The sequence below is a fragment of the Dyella sp. LX-66 genome (assembly GCF_018599165.1).
GTDB lineage: Bacteria > Pseudomonadota > Gammaproteobacteria > Xanthomonadales > Rhodanobacteraceae > Dyella_D > Dyella_D marensis.
Map to the genome: position 1 here is coordinate 404,783 of NZ_JAHFVJ010000002.1, position 21,675 is coordinate 426,457.

17 protein-coding genes are annotated in these 21,675 nt (G+C 67.9%); 7 read left to right on the top strand and 10 right to left on the bottom strand.

Features of this window, described 5'->3' with window-relative positions; genetic code table 11:
• Positions 1-198: 198 nt before the first annotated feature.
• The 4 genes from KK141_RS05425 to KK141_RS05440 form a co-directional block, all read right to left on the bottom strand.
• Positions 199-792, bottom strand: a complete 594-nt coding sequence (locus tag KK141_RS05425) for a YigZ family protein (protein WP_214570329.1) — start codon at positions 790-792, stop codon at positions 199-201.
• Positions 789-1,703 (bottom strand): hypothetical protein, encoded by a 915-nt coding sequence (locus tag KK141_RS05430; protein WP_214570328.1) that lies wholly within the window; start codon positions 1,701-1,703, stop codon positions 789-791. The genes KK141_RS05425 and KK141_RS05430 overlap by 4 nt, the downstream gene beginning before the upstream one ends.
• A complete protein-coding gene (locus KK141_RS05435) occupies positions 1,700-2,254 on the bottom strand; it encodes an RNA polymerase sigma factor (RefSeq protein ID WP_214570327.1) in 555 nt (184 codons plus the stop codon). Before KK141_RS05435 ends, KK141_RS05430 begins: the two co-directional genes overlap by 4 nt.
• 108 nt (positions 2,255-2,362) lie before the next feature.
• On the bottom strand, positions 2,363-3,793 hold the full coding sequence (locus tag KK141_RS05440) for a phospholipase (RefSeq protein WP_214570326.1): 1,431 nt from the start codon (positions 3,791-3,793) through the stop codon (positions 2,363-2,365).
• Between the two features lie 153 nt (positions 3,794-3,946).
• On the opposite strand from KK141_RS05440, the gene KK141_RS05445 reads away from it, so the two are divergent.
• Positions 3,947-5,617 carry a hypothetical protein gene (locus KK141_RS05445; protein ID WP_214570325.1) on the top strand — a complete coding sequence of 557 codons (1,671 nt, stop codon included), beginning with the start codon at positions 3,947-3,949 and terminating at the stop codon, positions 5,615-5,617.
• 64 nt (positions 5,618-5,681) lie between these two features.
• On the opposite strand, the gene KK141_RS05450 is transcribed toward KK141_RS05445, so the two are convergent.
• Complete coding sequence (locus tag KK141_RS05450; RefSeq protein WP_214570448.1) at positions 5,682-6,419, bottom strand: YdcF family protein; 738 nt, start codon at positions 6,417-6,419, stop codon at positions 5,682-5,684.
• Positions 6,420-6,639: 220 nt separating this feature from the next.
• Between KK141_RS05450 and KK141_RS05455 the strand changes: the two genes are divergently transcribed.
• Positions 6,640-8,055: a sugar porter family MFS transporter gene (locus KK141_RS05455; RefSeq protein ID WP_214570324.1), complete on the top strand. Its 1,416-nt coding sequence runs from the start codon at positions 6,640-6,642 to the stop codon at positions 8,053-8,055.
• 112 nt (positions 8,056-8,167) lie between these two features.
• Here KK141_RS05455 and KK141_RS05460 read toward each other — a convergent pair whose 3' ends face one another.
• Positions 8,168-9,229: an NAD(P)-dependent alcohol dehydrogenase gene (locus tag KK141_RS05460; RefSeq protein ID WP_214570323.1), complete on the bottom strand. Its 1,062-nt coding sequence runs from the start codon at positions 9,227-9,229 to the stop codon at positions 8,168-8,170.
• A 309-nt stretch (positions 9,230-9,538) separates the two neighbouring features.
• Between KK141_RS05460 and KK141_RS05465 the strand changes: the two genes are divergently transcribed.
• Positions 9,539-10,342 (top strand): AraC family transcriptional regulator, encoded by an 804-nt coding sequence (locus tag KK141_RS05465; RefSeq protein WP_345777562.1) that lies wholly within the window; start codon positions 9,539-9,541, stop codon positions 10,340-10,342.
• Between the two features lie 92 nt (positions 10,343-10,434).
• Here KK141_RS05465 and KK141_RS05470 read toward each other — a convergent pair whose 3' ends face one another.
• The 4 genes from KK141_RS05470 to KK141_RS05485 all read right to left on the bottom strand — a co-directional run bounded on the left by KK141_RS05470 (position 10,435) and on the right by KK141_RS05485 (position 17,139).
• Positions 10,435-11,865 (bottom strand): aldehyde dehydrogenase family protein, encoded by a 1,431-nt coding sequence (locus tag KK141_RS05470; protein WP_214570321.1) that lies wholly within the window; start codon positions 11,863-11,865, stop codon positions 10,435-10,437.
• A 13-nt stretch (positions 11,866-11,878) separates the two neighbouring features.
• Positions 11,879-13,522 carry an acetolactate synthase large subunit gene (locus KK141_RS05475; RefSeq protein ID WP_214570320.1) on the bottom strand — a complete coding sequence of 548 codons (1,644 nt, stop codon included), beginning with the start codon at positions 13,520-13,522 and terminating at the stop codon, positions 11,879-11,881.
• Between the two features lie 548 nt (positions 13,523-14,070).
• Positions 14,071-15,429 carry an exodeoxyribonuclease VII large subunit gene (gene xseA / locus KK141_RS05480; RefSeq protein WP_214570319.1) on the bottom strand — a complete coding sequence of 453 codons (1,359 nt, stop codon included), beginning with the start codon at positions 15,427-15,429 and terminating at the stop codon, positions 14,071-14,073.
• 237 nt (positions 15,430-15,666) lie between these two features.
• Positions 15,667-17,139, bottom strand: coding sequence for a phospholipase D-like domain-containing protein (locus KK141_RS05485; RefSeq protein WP_250901573.1), 1,473 nt, complete (start codon positions 17,137-17,139; stop codon positions 15,667-15,669).
• Positions 17,140-17,223: 84 nt separating this feature from the next.
• Here KK141_RS05485 and KK141_RS05490 point away from each other — a divergent pair, with 84 nt between their 5' ends.
• The 4 genes from KK141_RS05490 to folC all read left to right on the top strand — a co-directional run bounded on the left by KK141_RS05490 (position 17,224) and on the right by folC (position 21,583).
• The gene (locus KK141_RS05490; RefSeq protein ID WP_214570318.1) at positions 17,224-19,179 is read left to right on the top strand and encodes an acetyl-CoA hydrolase/transferase C-terminal domain-containing protein; all 1,956 of its coding nucleotides are present in this window, start codon (positions 17,224-17,226) and stop codon (positions 19,177-19,179) included.
• Positions 19,180-19,288: 109 nt separating this feature from the next.
• On the top strand, positions 19,289-19,693 hold the full coding sequence (locus KK141_RS05495; RefSeq protein ID WP_214570317.1) for a ketosteroid isomerase-related protein: 405 nt from the start codon (positions 19,289-19,291) through the stop codon (positions 19,691-19,693).
• A gap of 2 nt (positions 19,694-19,695) precedes the next feature.
• Positions 19,696-20,292, top strand: a complete 597-nt coding sequence (locus KK141_RS05500; protein ID WP_214570316.1) for a GNAT family N-acetyltransferase — start codon at positions 19,696-19,698, stop codon at positions 20,290-20,292.
• Positions 20,293-20,314: 22 nt separating this feature from the next.
• Entirely contained in the window at positions 20,315-21,583 is a 1,269-nt protein-coding gene (gene folC, locus KK141_RS05505; protein WP_214570315.1) for a bifunctional tetrahydrofolate synthase/dihydrofolate synthase, read from the top strand.
• Positions 21,584-21,675 lie beyond the last annotated feature (92 nt).

Genomic DNA, 21,675 nt, shown 5'->3' on the forward strand with positions numbered 1-21,675 from the left:
TTTGCGGGCAGTCGGTGAAGCGTGCGTTGGCGCGGGTGAGGCGTGCAATTACGTCTGTCCCCACGTTGGAATCCTTCTCCCTCCGGGAGAAGGTGGCGGCAGCCGGATGAGGGTTCGGCCGGAGCGGAGCACATCACTCTTTCGCTCCGCCCGTACCCTCACCCCAACCCCTCTCCCGGCGGGAGAGGGGCTCACGCTTCAATCCAACCGCTTCGCTGTGGTGCGCCCACGCGTGATATCGATAATCCGCGCCTGCGCCTCCGCCACGCGGCTTTCCGGCAGGCGCAGCACCAGTTCGACGCCATCGGCACCGAAGTGTTCCTCGTCGATCTGCGCCTCGCATTCCTTCAGCCGCGCCTTCAGCAGCGGCAGCTCCGCGAATTCGCACTGCAAACCCAGGCGAGCCATCGCGACGATCGCCACGCGTTCGGCCAGGCGCAGGCACTCCGCGGCCGTTCCGCCATAAGCGCGCGCCAGTCCGCCCGCACCGAGCTTGATGCCGCCGTACCAGCGCGTGACCACCACCACCGCGCGGTCGATGCCCTGGCCTTCGATCGCCTGCAGGATCGGCCGCCCCGCGGTGCCGCCGGGTTCGCCGTCGTCATTGAAGCGGTAGTCCTGGCCGATGCGGTAGGCCCAGCAGTTATGCGTGGCGGCCGCGTCGCTTACCTGACGCACGAAGGCCAACGCTGCCTCCGGCGTATCCACCGGTGCGGCCTGGGCGAGGAAGCGGCTTTTCTTGATGTCTTCCAGATGCTGGCAGGGACCGGCCAGCGTATAGCTCAGGCTCATGGCGTGAGCAGCAGAGTGCGCAGGTCGTCGGGCAGCGTGTAGTCGGGGTGGTCGCGGTGGAAGTCGGCGAGGCGCTGGCGCGCTTCGTCGCGATGCCGCTGGGCGAGCAGGCGACGGATCTTGTCCAGTTCCTGCGCGGGAGTGTCCTGGGCGTTGCGGGCGGTGTCGTCGGCGGGCGGCGGTGCGGCGGGTGTCGCCATGACGTCCGCTGCGGCTTCGGCACGGCGGTCCGCGGCCTGCTGGTTGGCGGCATAGCCCTGGGCGACAGGCTCGGCCTGTTTCGGCGCGTAGGCGCGCAGCTCGGCGGCAGCTGCGGCGGGCGCGGGCGGTTCGGCAGGCGCGGGTGTCGCAGCCATCGGCGCGGAGGCGAGCGCGGCCTGTTCCTGCAAGGGCGCGTTGCGCACGGCGGAAGCCGGGAGAGCGGCACGCTTTGCCGCCACGCCGTCGGTCTGGCGGACTCGCGCCGCAACGATGCCTGGCGGCGCGGCTTTCTCAGGCAGGGGAACGGGGCTTTCCGCAACATCGCCCTGGACTTCAGGCGCAGGCGCCGCTGCCACGGTGGGAGCCGCCGGTTTCGCCGCTTCCTGCACGGTCACCGCACCCGGCTGCGCGGCCGGCACGCTCGCCGGCATATCGCGCATGCGCCAGCCCAGTCCCGCCGCAAGCACCAGCACCGCCGCGCTGCTCAGCGCGATCGGCCAGCGCGGCCGCTTCGGCGCGCGCGCGCTGGCTGCCGCCGGCTGGTCGGCGCGGATCGCCTGCGCGGCCGCGCGCAGCACGGCGGCGTCGAGCGCGGGGCCGGGCTCCTTGCGCGGGAGCTTGCGGTACAGCGCGCCGAGCTCGTCTTCGCCGGGCAGGCGGCCCTTATCGGGGAGATCGTTGCCGTTGTCGGGGGGAAGCTGCGTATTCATTCGGCCAGCTGCTCGCGCAGTTTGTTCATGGCATAGCGCAGGCGCGACTTCACGGTTTCGCGGCCCACGCCGGTGACCTCGGCGATCTCCTCCAGGCTCAGTTCCTGCTCCAGGCGCAGCAGCACGGCGGCGCGCTGCTCGTCCGGCAATTGCTCGATGGCGCGCTGCAGGCGGCGGCGCTGTTCGAAATCCGACAGCGCATGCTCGGGCTGCTCCTGCAGCGGCGCTTCCATCTGCGCGATCGCATGCTCGCCTGCTTCGCCGTCCAGCGTCGGCCGTTTGCGCCGGTAGCTGTCCACCAGCAGGTTATGCGCGATCTGCAGCAGCCAGGTGGTGAATTTCGCCTGCGGCTGGTAGCGCTCGCGAGCCGCGATCACGCGGCTCCAGGTTTCCTGGAACAGTTCGTCGGCCATGGCCGGCTGGCGGCAGGCGCGCAGCAAAAAGCGGTACAAGGTGCCGCGATGGCGCGCGTACAGGGCCTCGAACGCAGCCAGGTCGCCCTGCGCGTAGGCCAGCATCAGCGTCGCGTCCTCGTCCACCGCGGTATCCATGGCCGGCGAGGGTAAGCGAAATCGGCCGCGCGGGTAAGCGGCGGGCAGGGCGGGTGCGCAGGTAGTCATCGCCGGATGCAACGCCGCCGCGCGGCCGGCGGGGTTGCTTCAGCCGATCACGGCGCCCGGATCGGGCTTGCGGAAATCCTCCGGCGCCAGGTTCTGGGTGAGGCGGAACACACCCTCGTGCACCTTGCGCGGCAGCACCACGTCCAGCACGGTGGTCTGGTGCGGGCCCAGTGCGGCGAACAGATCGTCCACCGTCGACGCCGGCAAGTGATGCACCAGCCCGGTGACCAGGGTGGGCTGGATCAGCGCGGTATACGGACGGCGGCCATCCGCCACCGGCCGCAAGGTCTGCCGGCTGTTGCGCGGATCGGCCACGCGCGAGTCGCCGGCCAGCAGCGAGTAATCGAGGAAGAACGAAATCACCGCCGGCGCGCGGCTGTTGGCCTGGCGGTCGAGCATGAAGCCGCGCGGCATCCAGTCCGGATTGGCCGGCGTGCCGGCGGCGAGCAGGAAGCGCGTATCCGGCAGCGCTTCGCCGGCTTCGTCGGCGAGGCGCACGATCAGCAGGCTGCGCGGATCGTGGATATGCACGCGCGGCGGAAACGGACCGACCGGTTCCAGCTCCACCTTGTCGGCATCGCGCTGCAGGTTCTCCGCCTCGAAGGCAGCGCACAGCGCGGTGTAGCCGGCGCGGTCCGCCACGTGCAGGCAGCGCAGCACGGCGTCGATGGTGGCGGCGGGCGCGGCGGTCATGATGCCCTGCGTTTCGCCGGAGTGGGAGGCGCCGGGAATCAGCTTGAACGCCGTGCGCGGCGCGTGCACCAGATTCAGGCCCAGCACGTCCGCGTTCGCGCCGCTGCTCTTGCAGGTGAGCACGGCATGCGCCGCGTTGAGGTTGGCGGAAGCGATGCGCACCACGCCATCGGAGCCATCCTCGCCGGTATAGCTGTTGACGTGGTCGTACATCGCGCGGTCCGGGCGGTCGCCGGTCAGCACGAACAGGAACTGCCCCTTGTCCGCGGGATCGCTGCCGTGGATGTGGTCCACATTGAGCGACAGCGATTCGGGGCTGCCCAGTTCCAGCCAGTCGAGAATGCGCTGCCCGGGTTCGACGCCGTCGAAAGCGGAGCGCATGCGCCCCAGTAATCCTTTGCCGAGCTGCGCCAAGGCCGAACCGAAATTGGCCGGCGCCAGCATCACCAGATGCGTCAACCGGATCGTGCTGTACACCCCCGGCCGCTCGCGCTGCGCACGCAGCCATTCGCGCACCAGCGGACCACCGGTGGAATGGGTAATGCACGCGAAGCTGGGGCCATCCAGATGCAGATCGCGCAGCGCGTGGTCGAAGGCGCGCACCAGGTCGGCCATGGTCACCGAGTCGTCGAAGCTCACGTACTTGGACAGCCACAGGTCGGCGATGCGCACGCCCATGCCTTGCGCGGAAGCCTGCTGCTGCAGCCGTTGCGGCAGCGCGCCGTAGGTGGAGGTGTTGGTGACGCTCCAGCCGTGGACGAAGACGAGGGTGGTCATGGGCGAAGGGCCTTAATCATGGGTGTAATTCACAGGTCCAGTTTCTGTGACACATATCGATATTAGACGTGATCGATCATGCATTTTTTTCACGGCGACAAGCAAAGAGTGTGCGCTCCATTCGATTGTTGCCGCCACGTTAGGGAGACCGATATGTCCACGATAGACGTCGAAACCAATGCCAGCCGTGTGCCTGCCGAGCTGATGAATCCCGATCCGGAGTCAAAGTCTTCTGTGGCTACGCTGGAGAAGTTCATTTCAATTACCGACTATCCCGGTGGTTCCGCAGGGGCCTCGGCAGTCACTCAGGCGACCATCGCCATCGGCCCCAATGCGGTCGCCGACGGGCATGGAAGTACAGGGCCTATCGCCATTGGATGGAACGTAAGGGCCAATGGTCTGGCCAGCATCTCTGTCGGACAGGAATCGGCTGCTTCATCTATTGGCGTCGCCATAGGATTTCAAACCAAAGCTATCGGCGATCGTGCCGTTGTGCTCGGTCCGGCAAGTCGGGGCGATGGCGTCCGCTCCGTAGTGATTGGATCTAATTCTTCTGCGACCGAACTCAATGCTGTGGCGATCGGCAACAATGCGCACGGCAAGGGCGCCCACGTCATCGCGCTCGGGGTCAATACCTCGGCTGATAAGGAGGCAAGCGTGGCGCTTGGCGGTTCGAGTGCAGCCTCCCACGTTGGCGCGGTAGCTCTTGGCGCTTGGTCGAAGACCGACAAGGACAACACCGTTTCGGTAGGAACCATGCAGATCCGCCGTGCGATTCGTTTCCTGGCCGACGCTGAATTGACCGCCGCCAGCCACGAAGCGGTGACCGGCCGCCAACTCTTCGCCGCCAACCAGAAGATCGCCGCCAACGAGACCGCGATTGCCGGGAATGCAAAGAACATCGCTGCCGCCAAGGCGCAGATCAGTGAACTGGATGAACACATCAGCAGCGGCAGTATCGGCCTGATTCAACAGAACACCGCGACCCGCGCATTGACGCTCGGTGCCACGACCGACGGCACCCTGATCAATGCCGCCGGGACCAAGGGCGATCGCCGCCTTACTGGCCTGTCGGAAGGGCAGGACTCCGCCGATGCGGCCACGTTCGGCCAGCTTTCGCCGGTATTGGCCAAGGTCCGCTTCCTGGCGGTCAATGGCAAGACCGATGCCGAGGCGGCGGGAACGGATGCGCTGGCTTTGGGCGGCGGCGCCAGCGCCTTGCAAGAGTACGGCGTGGCGGTGGGGTCCAAAGCCGCTGCCAATGGTGCATACGACGTGGCCATTGGTCGCGGCGCGCAGGCAACGTCCGAGCTCACCTCAGACGGCTATAACTACACCGGCGTCGCGATCGGTTACGGTAGCGAGGCGAGATCGAGAGGTATTGCTATCGGTCAATCCTCGCTGGCGCCTTTTCGCGGCACCGTGGCGATCGGTGCGGCGACACAGGTCGCCGGAATTTATTCCATCTGCATCGGAGACCAGGCTGTCAGCGGAGCGGAGTCCACGGTGGCGCTGGGCCAGCGGGCCGGGTGCAGTGAAGAGGCAACGAATGCGGTGGCCTTGGGGGCGCATTCGTACGCGCTCGAAGCGAACATCGTTTCGGTTGGCAATGCGCAGCTCAAGCGGCGGGTGACCAATATGGCGCCGGCCTTCTATATAGACGATGCAGTGACGCTGGAGCAGCTGCTCGCACTGCGTCAGGCGCATGAGCGACTGGTGCAGGAATTCGCTTCCCAGGCGGAGCGGTACCAGGAGCTGGAGCAGAGTCATGGCCAACTGCATGCGCTGGTCCGTGAGTTAAACAGCAGACTCCAGCGCGATTGACCTTGGCGTCAGCGTAGTTGCGGCCTCTTTCCCCGTTTCGATGGAGAGAGGCCGCAGCCCGGCCTCAACGCAGCTTCGGCGCATTCAACCCCAGCGCGTTGTACACGTGATACCGCGCGATCCCCACATACTCATGCAGCGCCGCATCGGCCACCGTGAAATTCCACGACAGCGGATACACCGACCACAGCGGCTCCAGCAGATCACCGCGCACCGGCGTCGGCTCGATGCCGAAATGGGCGAAATACAGCAGGCTGCGGCGCATATGCAGGCCGGAGGTGACCAGCACGGTGCGCTGCGGCGCGTAGGCGGCAAGCATCGGCTTGCTGTACTGGGCGTTGTGCCAGGTGCTGAGGCTGCGGTCTTCCACCAGCACGTCGGTGGCGGGTACGCCGGCATGCACCAGCGCATCGCGATAGACCACTGCCTCAGGCGCGCCGTTGCCCTGCGCGTCGCCGCCGCTCGCCAGCACTTTGCAGTCGCCGCCTGCGGCGTGGCATGACTGGTACTGCGCCACCGCCGCGAGAATGCGGCCGTCGGCGAAGAAGCTCGGCTCCAGCGTGCCGTGCGCCGGATCCTTGAAGGTGCCGGCGCCCAGCAGCACGATCGCGTTGCGCGCGCCCCAGTGGAACGAGGGCGCGCTGGCGTAGTCGCCCTGCAGTCCGCGCATCAGCCAGCCCGGCACCGGTCCGCAACCCACGGCGAACACCAGCAGCAGTGCAATCACACCCAGGGCGCGGGCCAGCCGCGGGCGTTTGCGGCGGGCCAGGTAGGCGAGCAGGCAGAGCAGCAGCAGTACGATCAGCGACATCGGTTCGTTCCAGCGCACGGGGAAGCGCTGCAGCTTAACCGGCGCACATGGCCGTGGCGCGCATGGCGGCTCGATCCGCATGCAAAACGTGTTGCGGGGCAGCAAAGGCTGCATACGTATTCATCGACGCGGCGCACGCACGCAACGCAGAATCGGCCCGGTTTGTTTCCGACATTTTGTTTCCGATCCACGGCACGGGGAGCGCCGCAGCATGAAGGCAGAGATGGTCGAAGGGGAGGGCCGCGCGACCGCGCGGGTGGTGCTAATCGCCGCGGCGGCGGCACTGGGCGGATTTCTGTTCGGTTTCGATACCGCGGTGATCAACGGCGCGGTGGATGCGGTGCGCGGCAGCTTCGGGCTGGGCGCCGGCAGCATCGGGTTCGCGGTGTCGTGCGCGCTGCTCGGTTCGGCGCTGGGCGCCTGGTATGCCGGCCCGCTGGCGGATCGCTGGGGCCGCGTGCGCACCATGCAGGTGGCGGCAGCCTTGCTGGCGCTGAGTGCGCTCGGTTCCGGGCTGGCGTCGGGCGTGTGGGACCTGGTGCTGTGGCGCCTGGTTGGCGGCATCGGCGTGGGCATGGCTTCGGTGATCGCGCCGACCTATATCGCCGAAGTCTCGCCCGCCTATGTGCGCGGGCGGCTCGGTTCGCTGCAGCAGCTGGCGATCGTGCTGGGCATCTTTGCCGCCTTGCTCAGCGATGCGTGGCTGGCGGGTACGGCTGGTGGCGCCGCGCAAAAATTATGGCTCGGTCTGGAGGCATGGCGCTGGATGTTCCTGGTGGCGGTGGTGCCGGCGCTGATCTATGGCTCGCTGGTGCTGGGCGTGCCGGAATCGCCGCGCCACCTGGTGGCTAAGGGACGCATGGACGAAGCGAAGCAGGTGCTGCGCCAGGTGCTCGATCTGCACGACGAGCACGCGCTCGAGCACAAGCTCAATGACATCGCGCAAAGCCTGCGTTCCGAATACCGCCCCGGCCTGCGCGACCTGCGCGGCTCCGTGGCCGGCCTGCTGCCGGTGGTGTGGGTGGGCATCCTGCTGTCGGTGTTCCAGCAGTTCGTCGGCATCAACGTGATCTTTTATTACTCGTCGACGCTGTGGCACTCGGTCGGTTTCAGCGAGTCCGATGCGTTTTCGATCAGCGTGGTGACCTCGGTGGTCAATGTGCTGGTGACCCTGGTGGCGATCGCCCTGGTCGACCGCATCGGGCGCAAACCTTTATTGGCGATCGGCTCGGCCGGCATGGCGGTGACGCTGGGCCTGATGGCGTGGTGCTTCTCGCAGGCCACCGGCAGCGGCGCGGCGCTGAGCCTGCCGGCGCCGTGGGGCATGGTGGCCCTGGTGGCGGCCAATGCCTACGTGGTGTTCTTCGGCCTGAGCTGGGGCCCGATGGTGTGGGTGCTGCTGGGCGAGATGTTCCCCAACCGCATCCGCGCGATCGCGCTGGCGGTGGCCGCGGCGGCGCAGTGGGTGGCGAACTTCATCATCACCAGCAGTTTTCCGGCGCTGTCGGAGCTGGGGCTGAGCTTCGCCTATGGCTTGTATGCCTTGTTCGCGCTGGTGTCGCTGGTGTTCGTGGTGAAGGCGGTGCGCGAGACGAAGGGGATGGAGCTGGAGGAGATGGGGCGCTAAGGCCCCACCTCCATATTTGGCGTAGGTTGGGGTGACCCGCTGGCCACCCCCAACACCGGTTGCGTCGCCTTGTTGGGGTTCGCCTGCGGCACACCCCAACCTACGCCGGGCGTTACGCGGACTTTTTCAACGAAGCAAGGTCGATCACGAACCGATACCGCACATCGCTCTTGAGCATGCGCTCGTACGCCTGGTTGATGTTCTGGATATCGATCATCTCGATATCCGACACGATGCCGTGCTCGGCGCAGTAGTCGAGCATCTCCTGCGTCTCGGCGATGCCGCCGATACCGGAACCCGCGATCGAGCGGCGGCCGAGCACGACGTTGTGGGCCTGCACCGCCGGCTCGATCGGTTCGAGCAGGCCGACCAGGCACAGCGTGCCGTCGATGTTGAGCGTTTCCAGGTAGGGGTTGAGGTCGTGCGGGCTGGGCACGGTGTCGAGGATGAAGTCGAACGCGCGCGACACAGCCTTCATCTGCGCCGGATCGGTGGACAGCACCACGTGGTCGGCGCCCAGGCGGCGCGCTTCGGCTTCTTTATCCGGCGTGCGGGTGAACAGGGTGACGTCCGCGCCCATCGCCTTGGCGAACTTCAGGCCCATATGGCCCAGGCCGCCCAGGCCGACGATGGCGACCTTGCTGCCCTTGCCGATCTTCCAGTGGCGCAGTGGCGACCAGGTGGTGATGCCGGCGCACAGCAGCGGCGCAGCAGCCTTGGGGTCGAGCTTGTCGGAGATGCTCACCACGAACTTCTCGGACGACACGATGCGCTCGGAATAGCCGCCGAAGGTGGGCATGCCGTCGCGGCGGTCGATGCCGTTGTAGGTCCAGGTGGCGCCTTCGGCGCAGTACTGCTCAAGGCCCTTGTGGCAGGCGTCGCAGTGCTGGCAGGAATCGACCATGCAGCCGATGCCGACCATGTCGCCGACCTTGAACTTGCTCACTTGCGCGCCGATCGCGCTGACGCGGCCGATGATTTCGTGGCCCGGCACCATCGGATAGATGCTGTTGTGCCACTCGTTGCGGGCCTGGTGGATGTCGGAATGGCAGACGCCGCAATACAGGATGTCGATCACCACGTCGTCCGGACGCGGATCGCGCCGCTCGAAGCGGTGCGGTGCCAGCGGGGTGGTGGCGGACTGTGCGGCGTAGCCTTGGATGGTCAGGGCCATGGGGCGATGCTCCTAGGTCATTAGGGTGGCTGGTGACCTGAAAAGTATGGGCCGCCGCTCCCGCGCGGAGTTAGCCGGATACTGCGAGATCGTTGCCCGATCCTGCAAAGTGGTTTGGGTAAGGTCGCCACGGGTCGTAGAAATAGGCAAAATACGCCTGTCGCTTTACGGTGCAAGCCCATGCAGCACAAGCCTTTATACGAATCGATCCCGCCGCATCTGCAGGAATGTTGCGAGGAATTGACAGCGCGGATTGAACGATACGCCCCCGGCGAGGGTACCTATGAGACGCCATGGGGCCCGCTCTCGGTGTTCCGCGCCGACTCCACCAGCACGCCCACCTGCACCCTGTACGAGCCCAGCTTCGGCCTGGCCCTGCGCGGCGCCAAGCAGATCGTGCTGGGGCAGGAGGCGCTGGTGTTCGAGCCGGGCCGCTATCTGCTTACCTCGGTGGACGTGCCGGTGCTCGCGCAGGTGTCGCGCGCGGAGCCGGACGAGCCCTGCCTGTGCCTCAAGATCCGTTTCGATCTGCCGCGCGTGCGCGAGCTGCTGCCCGAAGTGCGCGCGGCGCGTGCGGCGGCCGCTACTTCGCGCGGTATCGCGCTGAGCCCGGTCACCGGCGACCTGCTCGATCCGGTGCTGCGCCTGGTGCGCCTGCTGGAGACGCCGCAGGATCTACCTGTGCTGGGGCCGCTGCTTGAGCGCGAGCTGCTGTATCGACTGCTGACGGGAGAGCAGGGCGCGCGCCTGGCGCAGATCGCCACGGCGGGCAGCCAAGGGCATCAGATCACCCGCGCCATCCAGTGGCTGCGCGAGCACTACCAGCGGCCGTTGCGCATCGACGATCTGGCGGCGCAGGTGAACATGTCGACCTCGTCGCTGCATCACCATTTTCGTGCGGTGACGGCGGTCAGTCCCTTGCAGTACCAGAAGCAGCTGCGCCTGCAGGAGGCGCGGCGGCTGCTGCTGTCGGAGCGTTGCGACGTGGCGACCGCGGCGCATCGCGTGGGCTATGAAAGCCCGTCGCAGTTCAGCCGCGAATACAGCCGGCATTTCGGCGCGCCGCCGCTGCGGGATGTGGTGCGCTTGAGGGTGGAGGCGAGCGTGGCGTAGGTTGGGGTGAGCCGCAGGCGAACCCCAACATTGGACGTATCGCATCGTTGGGGTTCGCCTGCGGCTCACCCCAACCTACGCGAGAGTTGCGCTCAGCCCTCGCGCATCACCATCAGGCGGATCTCGGTCATATCCTCGATCGCATAGCGCACGCCTTCGCGCCCCGCGCCGGACAGCTTCACGCCGCCATACGGCATATTGTCCACGCGGAAGCTCGGCACGTCGTTGACGATCACGCCGCCCTGTTCCAACTCGTTCCACGCGCGCGTGGCATGGGCCAGGCTGTCGGTGAAGATGCCCGCCTGCAGGCCGTAGTCGGAGTCGTTGGTCATCGCGATGGCGTCGTCGAGCGTCTTGAACGGCGCCAGCAGCGCGAACGGCCCGAACACTTCCTGCCGGTTGACCTTCGCATCGCGCGGCACGCCCTCCATCAAGGTGGCCTCCAGCATCGGCCCCTTGCGCTTGCCGCCGCACAGCACCTTGCCGCCGGCCTTGCGCGCTTCCTCGATCCAGCCATGCAGCCGTTCGGCCGCGGCTTCGTCGATCATCGGGCCGAGGAAGGTTTCCTTCTTCTTCGGATCGCCGGCCTTCAGGTTCTTCACCGCCGCGACCAGGCGCTTCTTCAGCTCGTCGTACAGGCTTTCGTGCGCGTAGATGCGCTGCACGCTGATGCAGCTCTGGCCCGACTGATAGAACGCGCCGAACACCAGTCGCTCGATCACGTGGTCCAGCCGCGGCTGCTGGTCCGCATCGACGATGCAGGCCGCATTGCCGCCCAGTTCCAGCGTCACCTTCTTGTGGCCGGCGCGGGTCTTGAGGTCCCAGCCGATCTGGCTGCCGGTGAAGGACAGCAGCTTGAAGCGCGGATCCTCCACCAGCGGCGAAGCGTGCTTGCCATCGAGGTTCAAGATGGAGAACGCGCCTTTGGGAAGATCGGTTTCCGCCAGCACCTCGCCGATGATCAGCGCGCCGATCGGCGTGCGTTCGGCGGGCTTGAGCACGAACGGACAACCGGCCGCGATCGCCGGCGCAACCTTGTGCGCCACCAGGTTGAGCGGAAAGTTGAACGGCGTGATGAAGGACACCGGCCCCAGCGGCACGCGCTTGGTATAGCCGTGGTAGCCATCGAGCCGCTTGGCGATTTCCAGGTTGATGGTTTCGCCGTTGGTGCGCACCGCTTCTTCGGCGGCGATGCTGAACGTCTCGATCAGGCGGGTGACTTCGCCGGCCGAATCCTTGATCGGCTTGCCGGCTTCCACGCACAGCGCATAGGCCAGCTCGTCGCGCCGCTCGGTAAAGCGCTGCACGCAATGCTGCAGCACGGCCTGGCGCGCCCAGGGCTTGAACTGCCGCATCGGCTCGGCGGCCTTCACCGCGGCGGCGATTGCCTGCTCGGTGGCCTTGGCGTCCGGCACCGCCACGCGCGTGGCGACCTTGCCGCTGTACTTGTCCAGTACGTCCATCCATTCCTTGGAGGTCTGCGCCTTGTTGGCCAGGTAGTAGGGATATTTTTTCTCAAGCATGCAGGCGCTCCGGTCACACCGCCGCGCTGAGGCGGCGGATCTCTTCGTTGAGGATGCGGTGGTTGTCGCTGTAGTCGATGGCCAGGTCGATCAGGTGCACGCCGCCCTGGTCGAAGGCGCGCTTGAGCGTGGGCAGGAACTCGTCCGCATGTTGCGGCCGGTGGCCATGCGCGCCGTGCGCTTCGGCGAACTTGACGAAGTCCGGATTGCTGAACTGCATGCCGAAATCCTGGTAGCCCATCTCCGCCTGCTTCCAGCGAATCATGCCGTAGGCGTCGTCGCGCAGCAGCAGGATCACCAGGTCCATCTTCAGGCGCACCGCCGTTTCCAGCTCCTGCGCATTCATCATGAAGCCGCCGTCGCCGCAGATCGCCAGCACCTTGCGCTCCGGATACACCAGCTTGGCCGCCATGGCCGAGGGCAGGCCGGCGCCCATGGTGGCGAGCGCGTTGTCCAGCAGCACGGTGTTGGGCTGGCGGGCGCGGTAGTAGCGCGCATACCAGATCTTGTACATGCCGTTGTCCAGGCACAGCACGCCGTCGTCGGGCATGTAGCGGCGCGTGTCGGCGACCAGCCGCACGGGGTGGATCGGGAAGCGCGGGTCGTTCTCGTGTTCGGCCAGCTGGCGGTGGAAAGCCTCGCGCACCTTGTCGAAGTATTTGAAGTTCCAGTGCGCCTGCGGGGTCAGCGCGTCGGTCAGGCGTTCCACCGTATGCGCGATATCGCCGACCACTTCGATCTGCGGGAAATAGACCGTGTCCACTTCAGCCGAGGAGAAGTTGATATGGATGACGGTGCGCCGGCCCTTGTGCATGAAGAACGGCGGCTTCTCCACCACGTCGTGGCCGACGTTGACGATCACATCGGCGGCGTCGATCGCGCGGTGCACGAAGTCGCCGTCGGAGAGCGCGGCATTGCCCAGCCACAGCGGGTGGTCCTCGTCGACCACGCCCTTGCCCATCTGGGTGGTGAAGAACGGGATGCCGAGCTTGTCGATGAAGGTGCGCAGCGCCACCGCGGTGCGCTGGCGGTTGGCGGCGGCGCCGATCATCAGGATCGGGTGCTTCGCGGACGTAATGGCCTCGCCGGCCTGCACCAGCGCGGCGTCGTCGGGCGAGGGGCGGCGCGCGTATTCGGTGGGCAGCAGGATGGCTTCGTCGACTTCGTCGCGGGCGATGTCTTCCGGCAGTTCCAGGTGCACGGCGCCGGGGCGTTCCTCTTCGGCGCGGCGGAAGGCTTCGCGCACGCGTGCGGGGATGGTCGGCGCGGAGACGATCTGCCGTGTGTACTTGGTCAGCGGCTGCATCATGTCGACCACGTCGACCAGCTGGAACAGGCCCTGCTTGTGCGTGCGGATGGGTTTCTGGCCGGTGATCATCATCATCGGCATGGCGCCGAGCTGCGCATAGGCCGCGGCGGTGACAAGGTTGGTGGCGCCGGGGCCGAGGGTGGACAGCGCGACGCCGGCTTCGCCGGTGAGGCGGCCCCAGGTGGCGGCCATGAAGCCGGCGGCTTGTTCGTGGCGGGTGACGATCAGTTCGATCTTGGAGTCGCGGAGGGCTTCGACGAGGTCGAGGTTTTCTTCGCCGGGGACGCCGAAGATGCGTCTTACGCCTTCGGCTTCGAGGGCTTTTACGAATAACGCTGCTGCTCTCATGCATCGCGTTCCATCGGGGGATGGCCGGGCAGGATGCGCTGGTGCGCGTTCAAAAGGTGTGAGATGGGGCGCGTTTGGTTATATGGAAATTGGGGGGTTGTTATTGCTTGCGCGTCATTCTGACGTGGGGGCTCGTCATCCCAGCGGAAGCTGGGATCCAGTGACTTTGTCGCCTGGTTTTCGCGGTGGCGCGAATGGGCCGCTTATGCAGCGGGCATTTCGTGCGCCTGCCGGCGCCCGAGTCACTTTTTCTTTGCTGGCCCAAAGAAAAAGTAACCCAAAAGAAATGGCCTGAGAGCCAAGGCTCGCGACGCGACTAGAAGGAGCAGTGGCGGCTGTGGAAACGGATTAACCAGAGTCGACACGAAACGACCGTGCGTTTACGTGACGCGCACTTCAACGTGCCGTTGCGAAGAGGACGTTCAAGAACCGACGCCAGCTTTTGCTCTTCGCCCCTGCCTGCCTCACGATTTCACCCCTCTCCCCTCCGGGGAGAGGGCAGGGTGAGGGGCCGGGCGGAGCGAGGAGTTGAAGCCTGCAGCGGGCGCTTAAGAGCGCGGCCCCTCGTTCTTCAACATCAGCTCTCCATCGGCCAGCTTCGCTCGTACGCGCTCATCCGGTGTGACGGATGTGGCGGAGCGGATGACGTGGCCTTGTTCGTCGAACAGGATGGCGTAGCCGCGGTCGAGGGTGGCCAGGGGGCTGATGGCGTGCAGGGCGCGGCCGGTCTGGGTGAGGGTGGCGCGGTGGCGTTCGAGGATGCGGGTGATGGCCTGGTGCAGGCGGCGTTGCTGTTGTGCGAGTTGTTGGGTGTAGAGCGGCAGGTGGTGGCGGGGGTGGCGGGTGAGGAGGCGGGCGTGGTTGCGTTCCAGGCGGCGGCTGTCTTCGCGCAGGGTGTCGCGCATGGCGGTGGCCAGGCGGTGGCGCAGGTGGGACAGGCGTTCGTGGTCGCGTTGCAGGCGGGCTTGGGGGCGTTGGGCTTGCAGGCGGGCCAGCAGGTGGTCGGTGCGTTGGATCAGGGCGTGCAGGCGGCGTTGCTGAAGGGTGGCCAGGCGCTGGCGGAGCTGGCGCAGGTGGCGTTCCAGGGCTTGCGCGTCGGGGACCAGCAGTTCGGCGGCGGCTGAGGGTGTGGGTGCGCGCAGGTCGGCGACGAAGTCGGCGATGCTGAAATCGACCTCGTGGCCGACGGCCGACACCACCGGCACGGCGCTGGCGTGCACGGCGCGCGCGACCTGTTCGTCGTTGAAGGCCCACAGGTCTTCCAGCGAACCGCCGCCGCGGGTCAGCAGGAGCACGTCGTAGCGGCCGCTGGCGGAGGCGCGGCGCAGCATCGAGACGATCGCCGGCGGCGCTTCCCGGCCCTGCACCGGCACCGGCAGTACGTCCACTTCGGCCAGCGGCCAGCGGCGCGACAGCACGCTCAGCACGTCGCGCACGGCGGCGCCGGTGGCGGAGGTGATCACGCCGATGCGGCGAGCGAAGGCGGGCAGGGGGCGCTTGCGCGAGCGGTCGAACAGGCCTTCGGCATCGAGCCTCGCCTTGAGCTGCTCGAACTCGCGCTGCAGGGCGCCTTCGCCGGCCGGCTCCATATGCTCGGCCACCAGCTGGAATTCGCCGCGCGGTTCGTACAGGCCCACGCGGGCGCGCACCAATACGTGGGCGCCGTCGGCGGGGCGGAAGCGCAGGCCGATGGCCTTGGGGCGGAACATCGCGCAACGCACCTGGGCGTTGGCATCTTTCAGGGTGAAGTACAGGTGCCCGGAGGCGGGCCGCGCCACGTTCGACAGCTCGCCCTCGATCCACACCAGCGGCAGCGCATCCTCCAGCAGGTCGCGCACCAGCCGGTTGAGCGTGCTCGGCGTAAGGATGTGCCGCGAGGGCGGCGTAGGAGCGTCGGGGGCGGGCATGGAAAGCGGGAGACTAGCGCAGGAACTGCCGGGCTGTCATGGGCTTGCCGCAAAGTGTTGAAGTGTAGGTTGGGGTGAGCCGCAGGCGAACCCCAACAGCGTGGCAACGTTGGGGTTCGCCTGCGGGGCACCCCAACCAACCCCCCCGCCGGCGGCCGGGGGGGGCGGCCCTCCGCCCGCCCCACCCGGCCCCCCCCCGGGGGGGTGCGCCTGGGGCTCACCCCAACCTACGCCCGCTCAGGCGTCCGGCTCGTCCGCCGCCTCGATCCGCCGCTGGTGCTTGCGCCGCGCGCGCCAGGCGCGAATGCCGAAGTTCAGCGCGAACCACGCCGCCAGCACCGCGATCGGCCAGCCGACCACGGCCGGCCACAGGATCGCCACCGCCGCCAGCGCCACCAGGGCGGCGGTGCCGGCCAGCAGCGGGCCGGTCTCGGTGTCGCCCAGTACGCGGCGGTCGCTGAGCGCGGCGCCCATGGTGTTGGCGATGCGCAGGGCGCCGGCGGCGGCGCGGCTGGAACTGCCGCCCATGCGGCCGGTGCGGGTGCGCCGGGCGGAGGCGCTGACGCGCTCCTTGTCCGGCCGGTTCGGGCGCGGAGTCAGCACGATCTCGGTGGCGTTGGCCAGATCCTGCTCGTACTGCGCGGCCAACTGCTGGGCGAAGGCGGCGTCTTCCACCGCCACGTCGATCTCGCGGTTGCTCAGCCAGCTGGCGATATTGAGATTGGACGAGCCCACCCGCGCCCACTGGCCGTCGGCCACCGCGGTCTTGGCGTGCAGCATCGAGCCGTTCCACTCGAACACGCGGATGCCGGCCTTGAGCAAGGGCCGGTAGCCGGAACGCGACATGCCGGCGACCACCGGGATATCGCTGCTGCCCGGCACCAGCAGGCGCACGTCGACGCCGTCCCGCGCCGCCGAAGCCAGCGCCTGCACATACGGCGCCACGCCGACGAAGTAGGCGTCGGTCAGCCACAGCGTCTTGCGCGCCATCGCGGCGATCAGCTGGTCCATGCGGTACATGCCGGCGGTCGAAGGCTGGGTGGCGATCACCCGCAGCGCCACCTCGCCGGCCGGCTGCACCGGTTCCAGCGGGAATTCGGGCAGCGGTTCGCCGATGCAGGACCAGCTCTGCGCAAAGGCCAGTTCCAGTTCCGCCACCGCCGGGCCGTGCAGCGCCACGCCGGTGTCGCGCCACGGCGCGATGCCGCGCGCCGGATCGCCCAGCCACTTCTGGCTGATGCACACGCCGGACAGGAAACCTTTTTCGCCATCCACCACCAGCAGCTTGCGGTGGTCGCGGCTGATCCAGCCGAACGGCTGGCCCAGCTGCGGCGGATTGAAGCTGCGCACCTGGCCGCCGGCGGCGCGCAGCGGCGCCCAGAAACTGGCGCGCGACTGGCCCAGGCAACCCATCCAGTCGTACACCACGGCCACCGTCACGCCGCTGCTGGCGCGCTCCACCAGCGCGTCGCGGAAGGCGCGGCCGACCTCGTCGTCGCGGATGATGTAGTTCTCCAGCAGCACGCGCTTCTGCGCGCCGCGGATCGCCGCCAGCCAGGCCTCGAAATGCACGGCCGCGTCGATCAGCAGGTCGATGCGGTTGCCCGGCAGCAGCGGCGCGCCGGCGGCGCGGCTGAGCGCCTGTTCGGCGAGGCGCCGGGTGGGGGAGGTCGGGGACGCGGCGAAGTTCATGCCGGCAGTGTAGGGCATGGCTGGTGACCGCCGCGGCGGGTGAAGGCAGCATGAAAGCGCCGGCTATGCAGCACGTACTGCGTTTTGGCATGCTCCGCGCCCATGACGCCAGAGCAATGTCGTACCGACACGGAAGCCTGCGCACGGCACATCGCCGAACGGCTCGGTCCCGATCTGCGCATCGCCGCGCCGCTCGGATTAGGCAAGCCGCATGGGCTGCTCAATGCGCTGTACCGGCTGACCCAGGCCGACGGCTCGCGCTCCATGACGCTGTACACCGCCTTGTCGCTGACCCGCCCGCGTCCGCAGCCGGGGCTGGAAGAGCGCTTCGCCAAACCCTTTCTCGACCGCCACTTCGGCCTCGACGCGGAAGACCCGCAATACGCCGTGGACCAGGCGCGCAATGCCTTGCCCACCAACGTGGCGGTGCACGAGTTCTACATGCAGTCCGGCGCGCTGCTGCAGTCCGGCAGCGCGCAGCGCAACTACATCAGCCAGAACTACACGCACGTCGCGCGCGACCTGGTGGTGCAGGACATCAACCTGCTGGTGCAACTGGTGGCGCGCCGCGAGACGCCCGAAGGCGTGCGCTACAGCCTCTCGTGCAACCCGGACCTCACCCTGGATTTCCTCGACCAGGCCAGGGCCGCCGGCCGCGCGCGGCCGCTGTGCGTGGCGGTGGTGCATCCGGACCTGCCGTACCTCAGCGGCCATGCCGAGGTGGAAGCAAACTTCTTCGACCTGGAACTGCAGCCGGAAACCGCCACCCCGCTGTTCGCGCTGCCGCGCCAGCCGGTGGACCTGGCCGAATACGCGCTGGGCCTGCACGCCAGCGCGCTGGTAAAGGACGGCGGCTGCCTGCAGATCGGCATCGGCGCGCTGTCCGACGCGCTGGTGCATGCGCTGCTGCTGCGCCAGCGCGACAACGTGCACTGGCGCCGCGCCCTGGTGGCGCTGGACCCGCGCGGCGCCACCCATGCGCTGGCCGCGCGCTTCGGCGGGCTGGCGCCGTTCGACACCGGCCTGTACGGCGCCAGCGAAATGGTGATGGACGGCTTCATGCATCTGCAGCGCGCCGGCATCCTGCGGCGGCGCAGCTGGGACAACTTAGGTCTGGAACGTGCTTCGGCGGCAGGGCGGCTGGCGCCGGAAACGCCCGGCGGGCATTACCTGCGCGGCGCGTTCTTTCTCGGCACGCGGGAGCTGTACCGCTGGCTGGACGAAACCGAGGCGGCCGATCCCGATGCGATCGACATGTGCCGCGTTTCCAACGTCAACCAGCTGTACGGCAATCACCAGGCGCTGGCTTCGTTGCAGCGCCGCGGCGCGCGCTTCTTCAATACCTGCATGATGGCGACCCTGCTGGGTTCGGCGGTGTCGGACGGCCTGGAAGACGGCCGCGTGGTCAGTGGCGTGGGCGGGCAGTACAACTTCGTGGCGATGGCGCATGAGCTGCCGGACGGACGCTCCGCCCTGCTGCTGCGCGCCACCCGCAAGGTGCGCGGCACGGTGGAGACGAATATCCGTTTCAACTACGGCTACTGCACCATCCCGCGGCATCTGCGCGATCTGTTCGTCACCGAGTACGGCGTGGCGGACCTGCGCGGCAAGTCCGACAACGAATGCGTGGAAGCGATGCTGGCGATCAGCGATGCGCGCTTCCTCGACGCGCTGTGCGCGGAGGCGAAGTCGGCGGGCAAGTTGTCGCCGGATTTCCAGATTCCGGAGAAGTGGCGGCTCAACACGCCGGAGCATCTGCGCGAGGCGCTGGGCGCGATGGAGCGCCGCGGCCTGTTTCCGGCCTTTCCGTTCGGTAGCGATTTCACCGAGGTGGAACAGCGGCTGCTGCCGGCGCTGGGCTGGTTGAAGTCGAAGAGCGGATCGTGGCGAGGGCGCTGGGATCTGCTGCGCGCCTTGTTCCATCCGGGCGAACCGGTGGAAGGCGAGGACGAGGCGCTGGTGCGGATGGAACTGATCGGGCATGGGAGTTTGCAGGAGCGCGTGCTGCGGCGGCTGGTGTCGGCGGGTTTGCGCAGGACGGCGCGTAGGTTGGGGTGAGCGCAGCGAACCCCAACGTGGCGCCTGCCTTGCGAGGTCCGTTGGGGTTCGCTGTGCTCACCCCAACCTACGCGTTACTCTCTTGCGTCCGTACTCCCCGGTCCGCTCCATGTCCCCCACCGAATCCCTGATCCGCCGCTACTACGCCGCCTTCAACGCCGCCGATTGGTCCGCCATGCTCGGCTGCCTCGCCGGCGACGTCGCCCACGACATCAACCAGGGCGGCCGCGAAACCGGCATCGATGCGTTCAAGGCCTTTCTCGGCCGCATGGAGCGCAGCTACCGCGAGCAGCTGAAGGACATCGTGGTGATGGTCAGCGCCGACGGCGCCCATGCCGCGGCCGAATACGTGGTGCATGGCGAATACCTCGCCGACGACGAAGGCCTGCCGCCCGCGCAGGGCCAGCGCTACGTATTGCCGGGCGGGGCGTTCTTCGACGTCCGCGACGGCAAGCTCGTGCGCGTCAGCAACTACTACAACCTCAACGACTGGATCGCCCAGGTCGGCGGCTGAGCATGGCGCTCGAGGTGATCAGCTGCAGCGGCGAGGCGGTGACCCCTTATCTGGGCGACCTGGCGCGGCTGCGCATCGCGGTGTTCCGCGAGTATCCGTATCTGTACGAAGGCGATGCCGGCTACGAGCAGCGCTACCTCGCCGCCTATGCGCGCTCGCCGCGCAGTGTGTTCGTGCTGGCGCTGGACGGCGGCCGCGTGATCGGTGCTTCCACGGGGCTGCCGCTGGCCGATGACGGCGAGGCCTTCCACCGGCCGTTTCTCGAACGCGGACTGCCGTTGCACGAGGTGTTCTATTTCGGCGAGTCGGTCCTGCTGTCCGCGTATCGCGGCCAGGGCCTGGGCCACCACTTCTTCGACGAACGCGAAGCGCATGCGCGGCGCCTGGGCGGTTTCGGCCTGACCGCATTCTGCGCGGTGGAACGCGCGGACGACGATCCGCGCCGCCCCGCCGATTACCGCCCCAACGATGCGTTCTGGCGCAAGCGCGGCTATGCGCGCCAGGACGACATGTTCTGCGCACTGGACTGGACGGAAGCCGGCGACGCCGCGCCGAGCAGCCACCGGTTGCGCTTCTGGCTGCGTCCGCTGGACGCCTGATCCCCTATCTGGAAACACCCGTATGTCGCGCACGCTGGCCGAGTGGCTGAGCTATCAGGAAGGCGTCAACCCGCGCAGCATCGAGCTGGGCCTGGAGCGCGTGCGCGAAGTGTGGCGCCGCATGGGCGCGCCGGCGCCGGCGCGCTGGATCGTCACCGTCGGCGGCACCAACGGCAAGGGTTCCACCGTGGCCATGCTCGAAGCGATGCTGCGTGCCGCCGGCCGCCGCGTGGGCTGCTACACCTCGCCGCATCTGCTGCGCTACAACGAGCGCATCCGCATCGACGGCCAGGATGCCGGCGACCAGGCACTGGTCGACAGCTTCGAACGCATCGAAGCGGCGCGCGGCGATATTCCGCTGACCTATTTCGAATTCGGCACGCTGGCGGCGCTGGACCTGTTCGCGCGCGCGGACCTGGACGCCGCCGTGCTGGAAGTGGGGCTGGGCGGGCGGCTGGATGCGATCAATATCGTCGACGCCGACGTCGCGGTGATCACCACCGTCGATCTCGACCATATGGACTGGCTGGGCAACGACCGCGACAGCATCGGCCGCGAGAAAGCCGGTATCGCCCGCCAGGGCCGGCCGGCGATCGTGGGCGAGGCCGCGCCGCCGGCCGGCCTGCTGGAGGCGCTGGCCGCCATCGGCGCGCGGGTGGAGCGGGCCGGCGTGGATTTCCGGGTGGAACGCCATGCGCAGGGCTGGACCTGGCGGCATGGCGACGGCACCGCCTTCGAGCTGCCGGATCCGTCGCTGGCCGCGCCCGTGCAGTACGCCAATGCGGCGGCGGCGATCGCCGCGCTGCATGCGCACAGCGCGCATGCGCCGATACCGTCCGCCGCGCTCGCGGCAGCCGCGGCCGAAGGCGTGAAGACCGCCGCCGTCGCCGCGCGCCTGCAGGCGCTGGGCGGCGATCCAGCGCTGATCGTCGACGTCGGCCACAACCCGCAGGCCGCGCGCGCGCTGGCCGAATGGCTGGACGCGCATCCTGGCGGACGCGTGCATGCGGTGTACGGCGCGCTGGCGGACAAGGACGTGGGCGGCGTGATCGCCGCGCTGGGCGCGCGCATCGGGCATTGGCACCTGGCGGGGCTGGAGCGCGATACGCCGCGCGGCCTGCCGGCGGAGGCCTTGCGCAAGGAGTTGCAGCAGGCGCTGCCGTCGGCCGCGTTCGATCTTCACGCAGATGTGGGCAGCGCGCTTGCCGCGGCGCGTGCGGCGGCGCTTCCGGGCGAGCGCATCCTGGCTTTCGGTTCGTTCTTCGTCGCCGCCGCGGTGCTGCAGAACTGAACGCTGGAAACGGTCATCGCAGCGCCCGCATGGGTGATCGTCCACGTCAGGTATAATCCCGCCGTTTCGTGTTTGCGCTTTTGCCGCCTTGG

Bases quoted from the DNA above. Each gene is read 5' to 3' on its own strand.
- KK141_RS05425 (WP_214570329.1), bottom strand. From the start codon at position 792: ATGAGCCTGAGCTATACGCTGGCCGGTCCCTGCCAGCATCTGGAAGAC.
- KK141_RS05430 (WP_214570328.1), bottom strand. From the start codon at position 1,703: ATGAATACGCAGCTTCCCCCCGACAACGGCAACGATCTCCCCGATAAG.
- KK141_RS05435 (WP_214570327.1), bottom strand. From the start codon at position 2,254: ATGGATACCGCGGTGGACGAGGACGCGACGCTGATGCTGGCCTACGCG.
- KK141_RS05440 (WP_214570326.1), bottom strand. From the start codon at position 3,793: ATGACCACCCTCGTCTTCGTCCACGGCTGGAGCGTCACCAACACCTCC.
- KK141_RS05445 (WP_214570325.1), top strand. From the start codon at position 3,947: ATGTCCACGATAGACGTCGAAACCAATGCCAGCCGTGTGCCTGCCGAG.
- KK141_RS05455 (WP_214570324.1), top strand. From the start codon at position 6,640: ATGAAGGCAGAGATGGTCGAAGGGGAGGGCCGCGCGACCGCGCGGGTG.
- KK141_RS05460 (WP_214570323.1), bottom strand. From the start codon at position 9,229: ATGGCCCTGACCATCCAAGGCTACGCCGCACAGTCCGCCACCACCCCG.
- KK141_RS05470 (WP_214570321.1), bottom strand. From the start codon at position 11,865: ATGCTTGAGAAAAAATATCCCTACTACCTGGCCAACAAGGCGCAGACC.
- KK141_RS05475 (WP_214570320.1), bottom strand. From the start codon at position 13,522: ATGAGAGCAGCAGCGTTATTCGTAAAAGCCCTCGAAGCCGAAGGCGTA.
- xseA (WP_214570319.1), bottom strand. From the start codon at position 15,429: ATGCCCGCCCCCGACGCTCCTACGCCGCCCTCGCGGCACATCCTTACG.
- KK141_RS05485 (WP_250901573.1), bottom strand. From the start codon at position 17,139: ATGCCCTACACTGCCGGCATGAACTTCGCCGCGTCCCCGACCTCCCCC.
- KK141_RS05490 (WP_214570318.1), top strand. From the start codon at position 17,224: ATGACGCCAGAGCAATGTCGTACCGACACGGAAGCCTGCGCACGGCAC.
- KK141_RS05495 (WP_214570317.1), top strand. From the start codon at position 19,289: ATGTCCCCCACCGAATCCCTGATCCGCCGCTACTACGCCGCCTTCAAC.
- KK141_RS05500 (WP_214570316.1), top strand. From the start codon at position 19,696: ATGGCGCTCGAGGTGATCAGCTGCAGCGGCGAGGCGGTGACCCCTTAT.
- folC (WP_214570315.1), top strand. From the start codon at position 20,315: ATGTCGCGCACGCTGGCCGAGTGGCTGAGCTATCAGGAAGGCGTCAAC.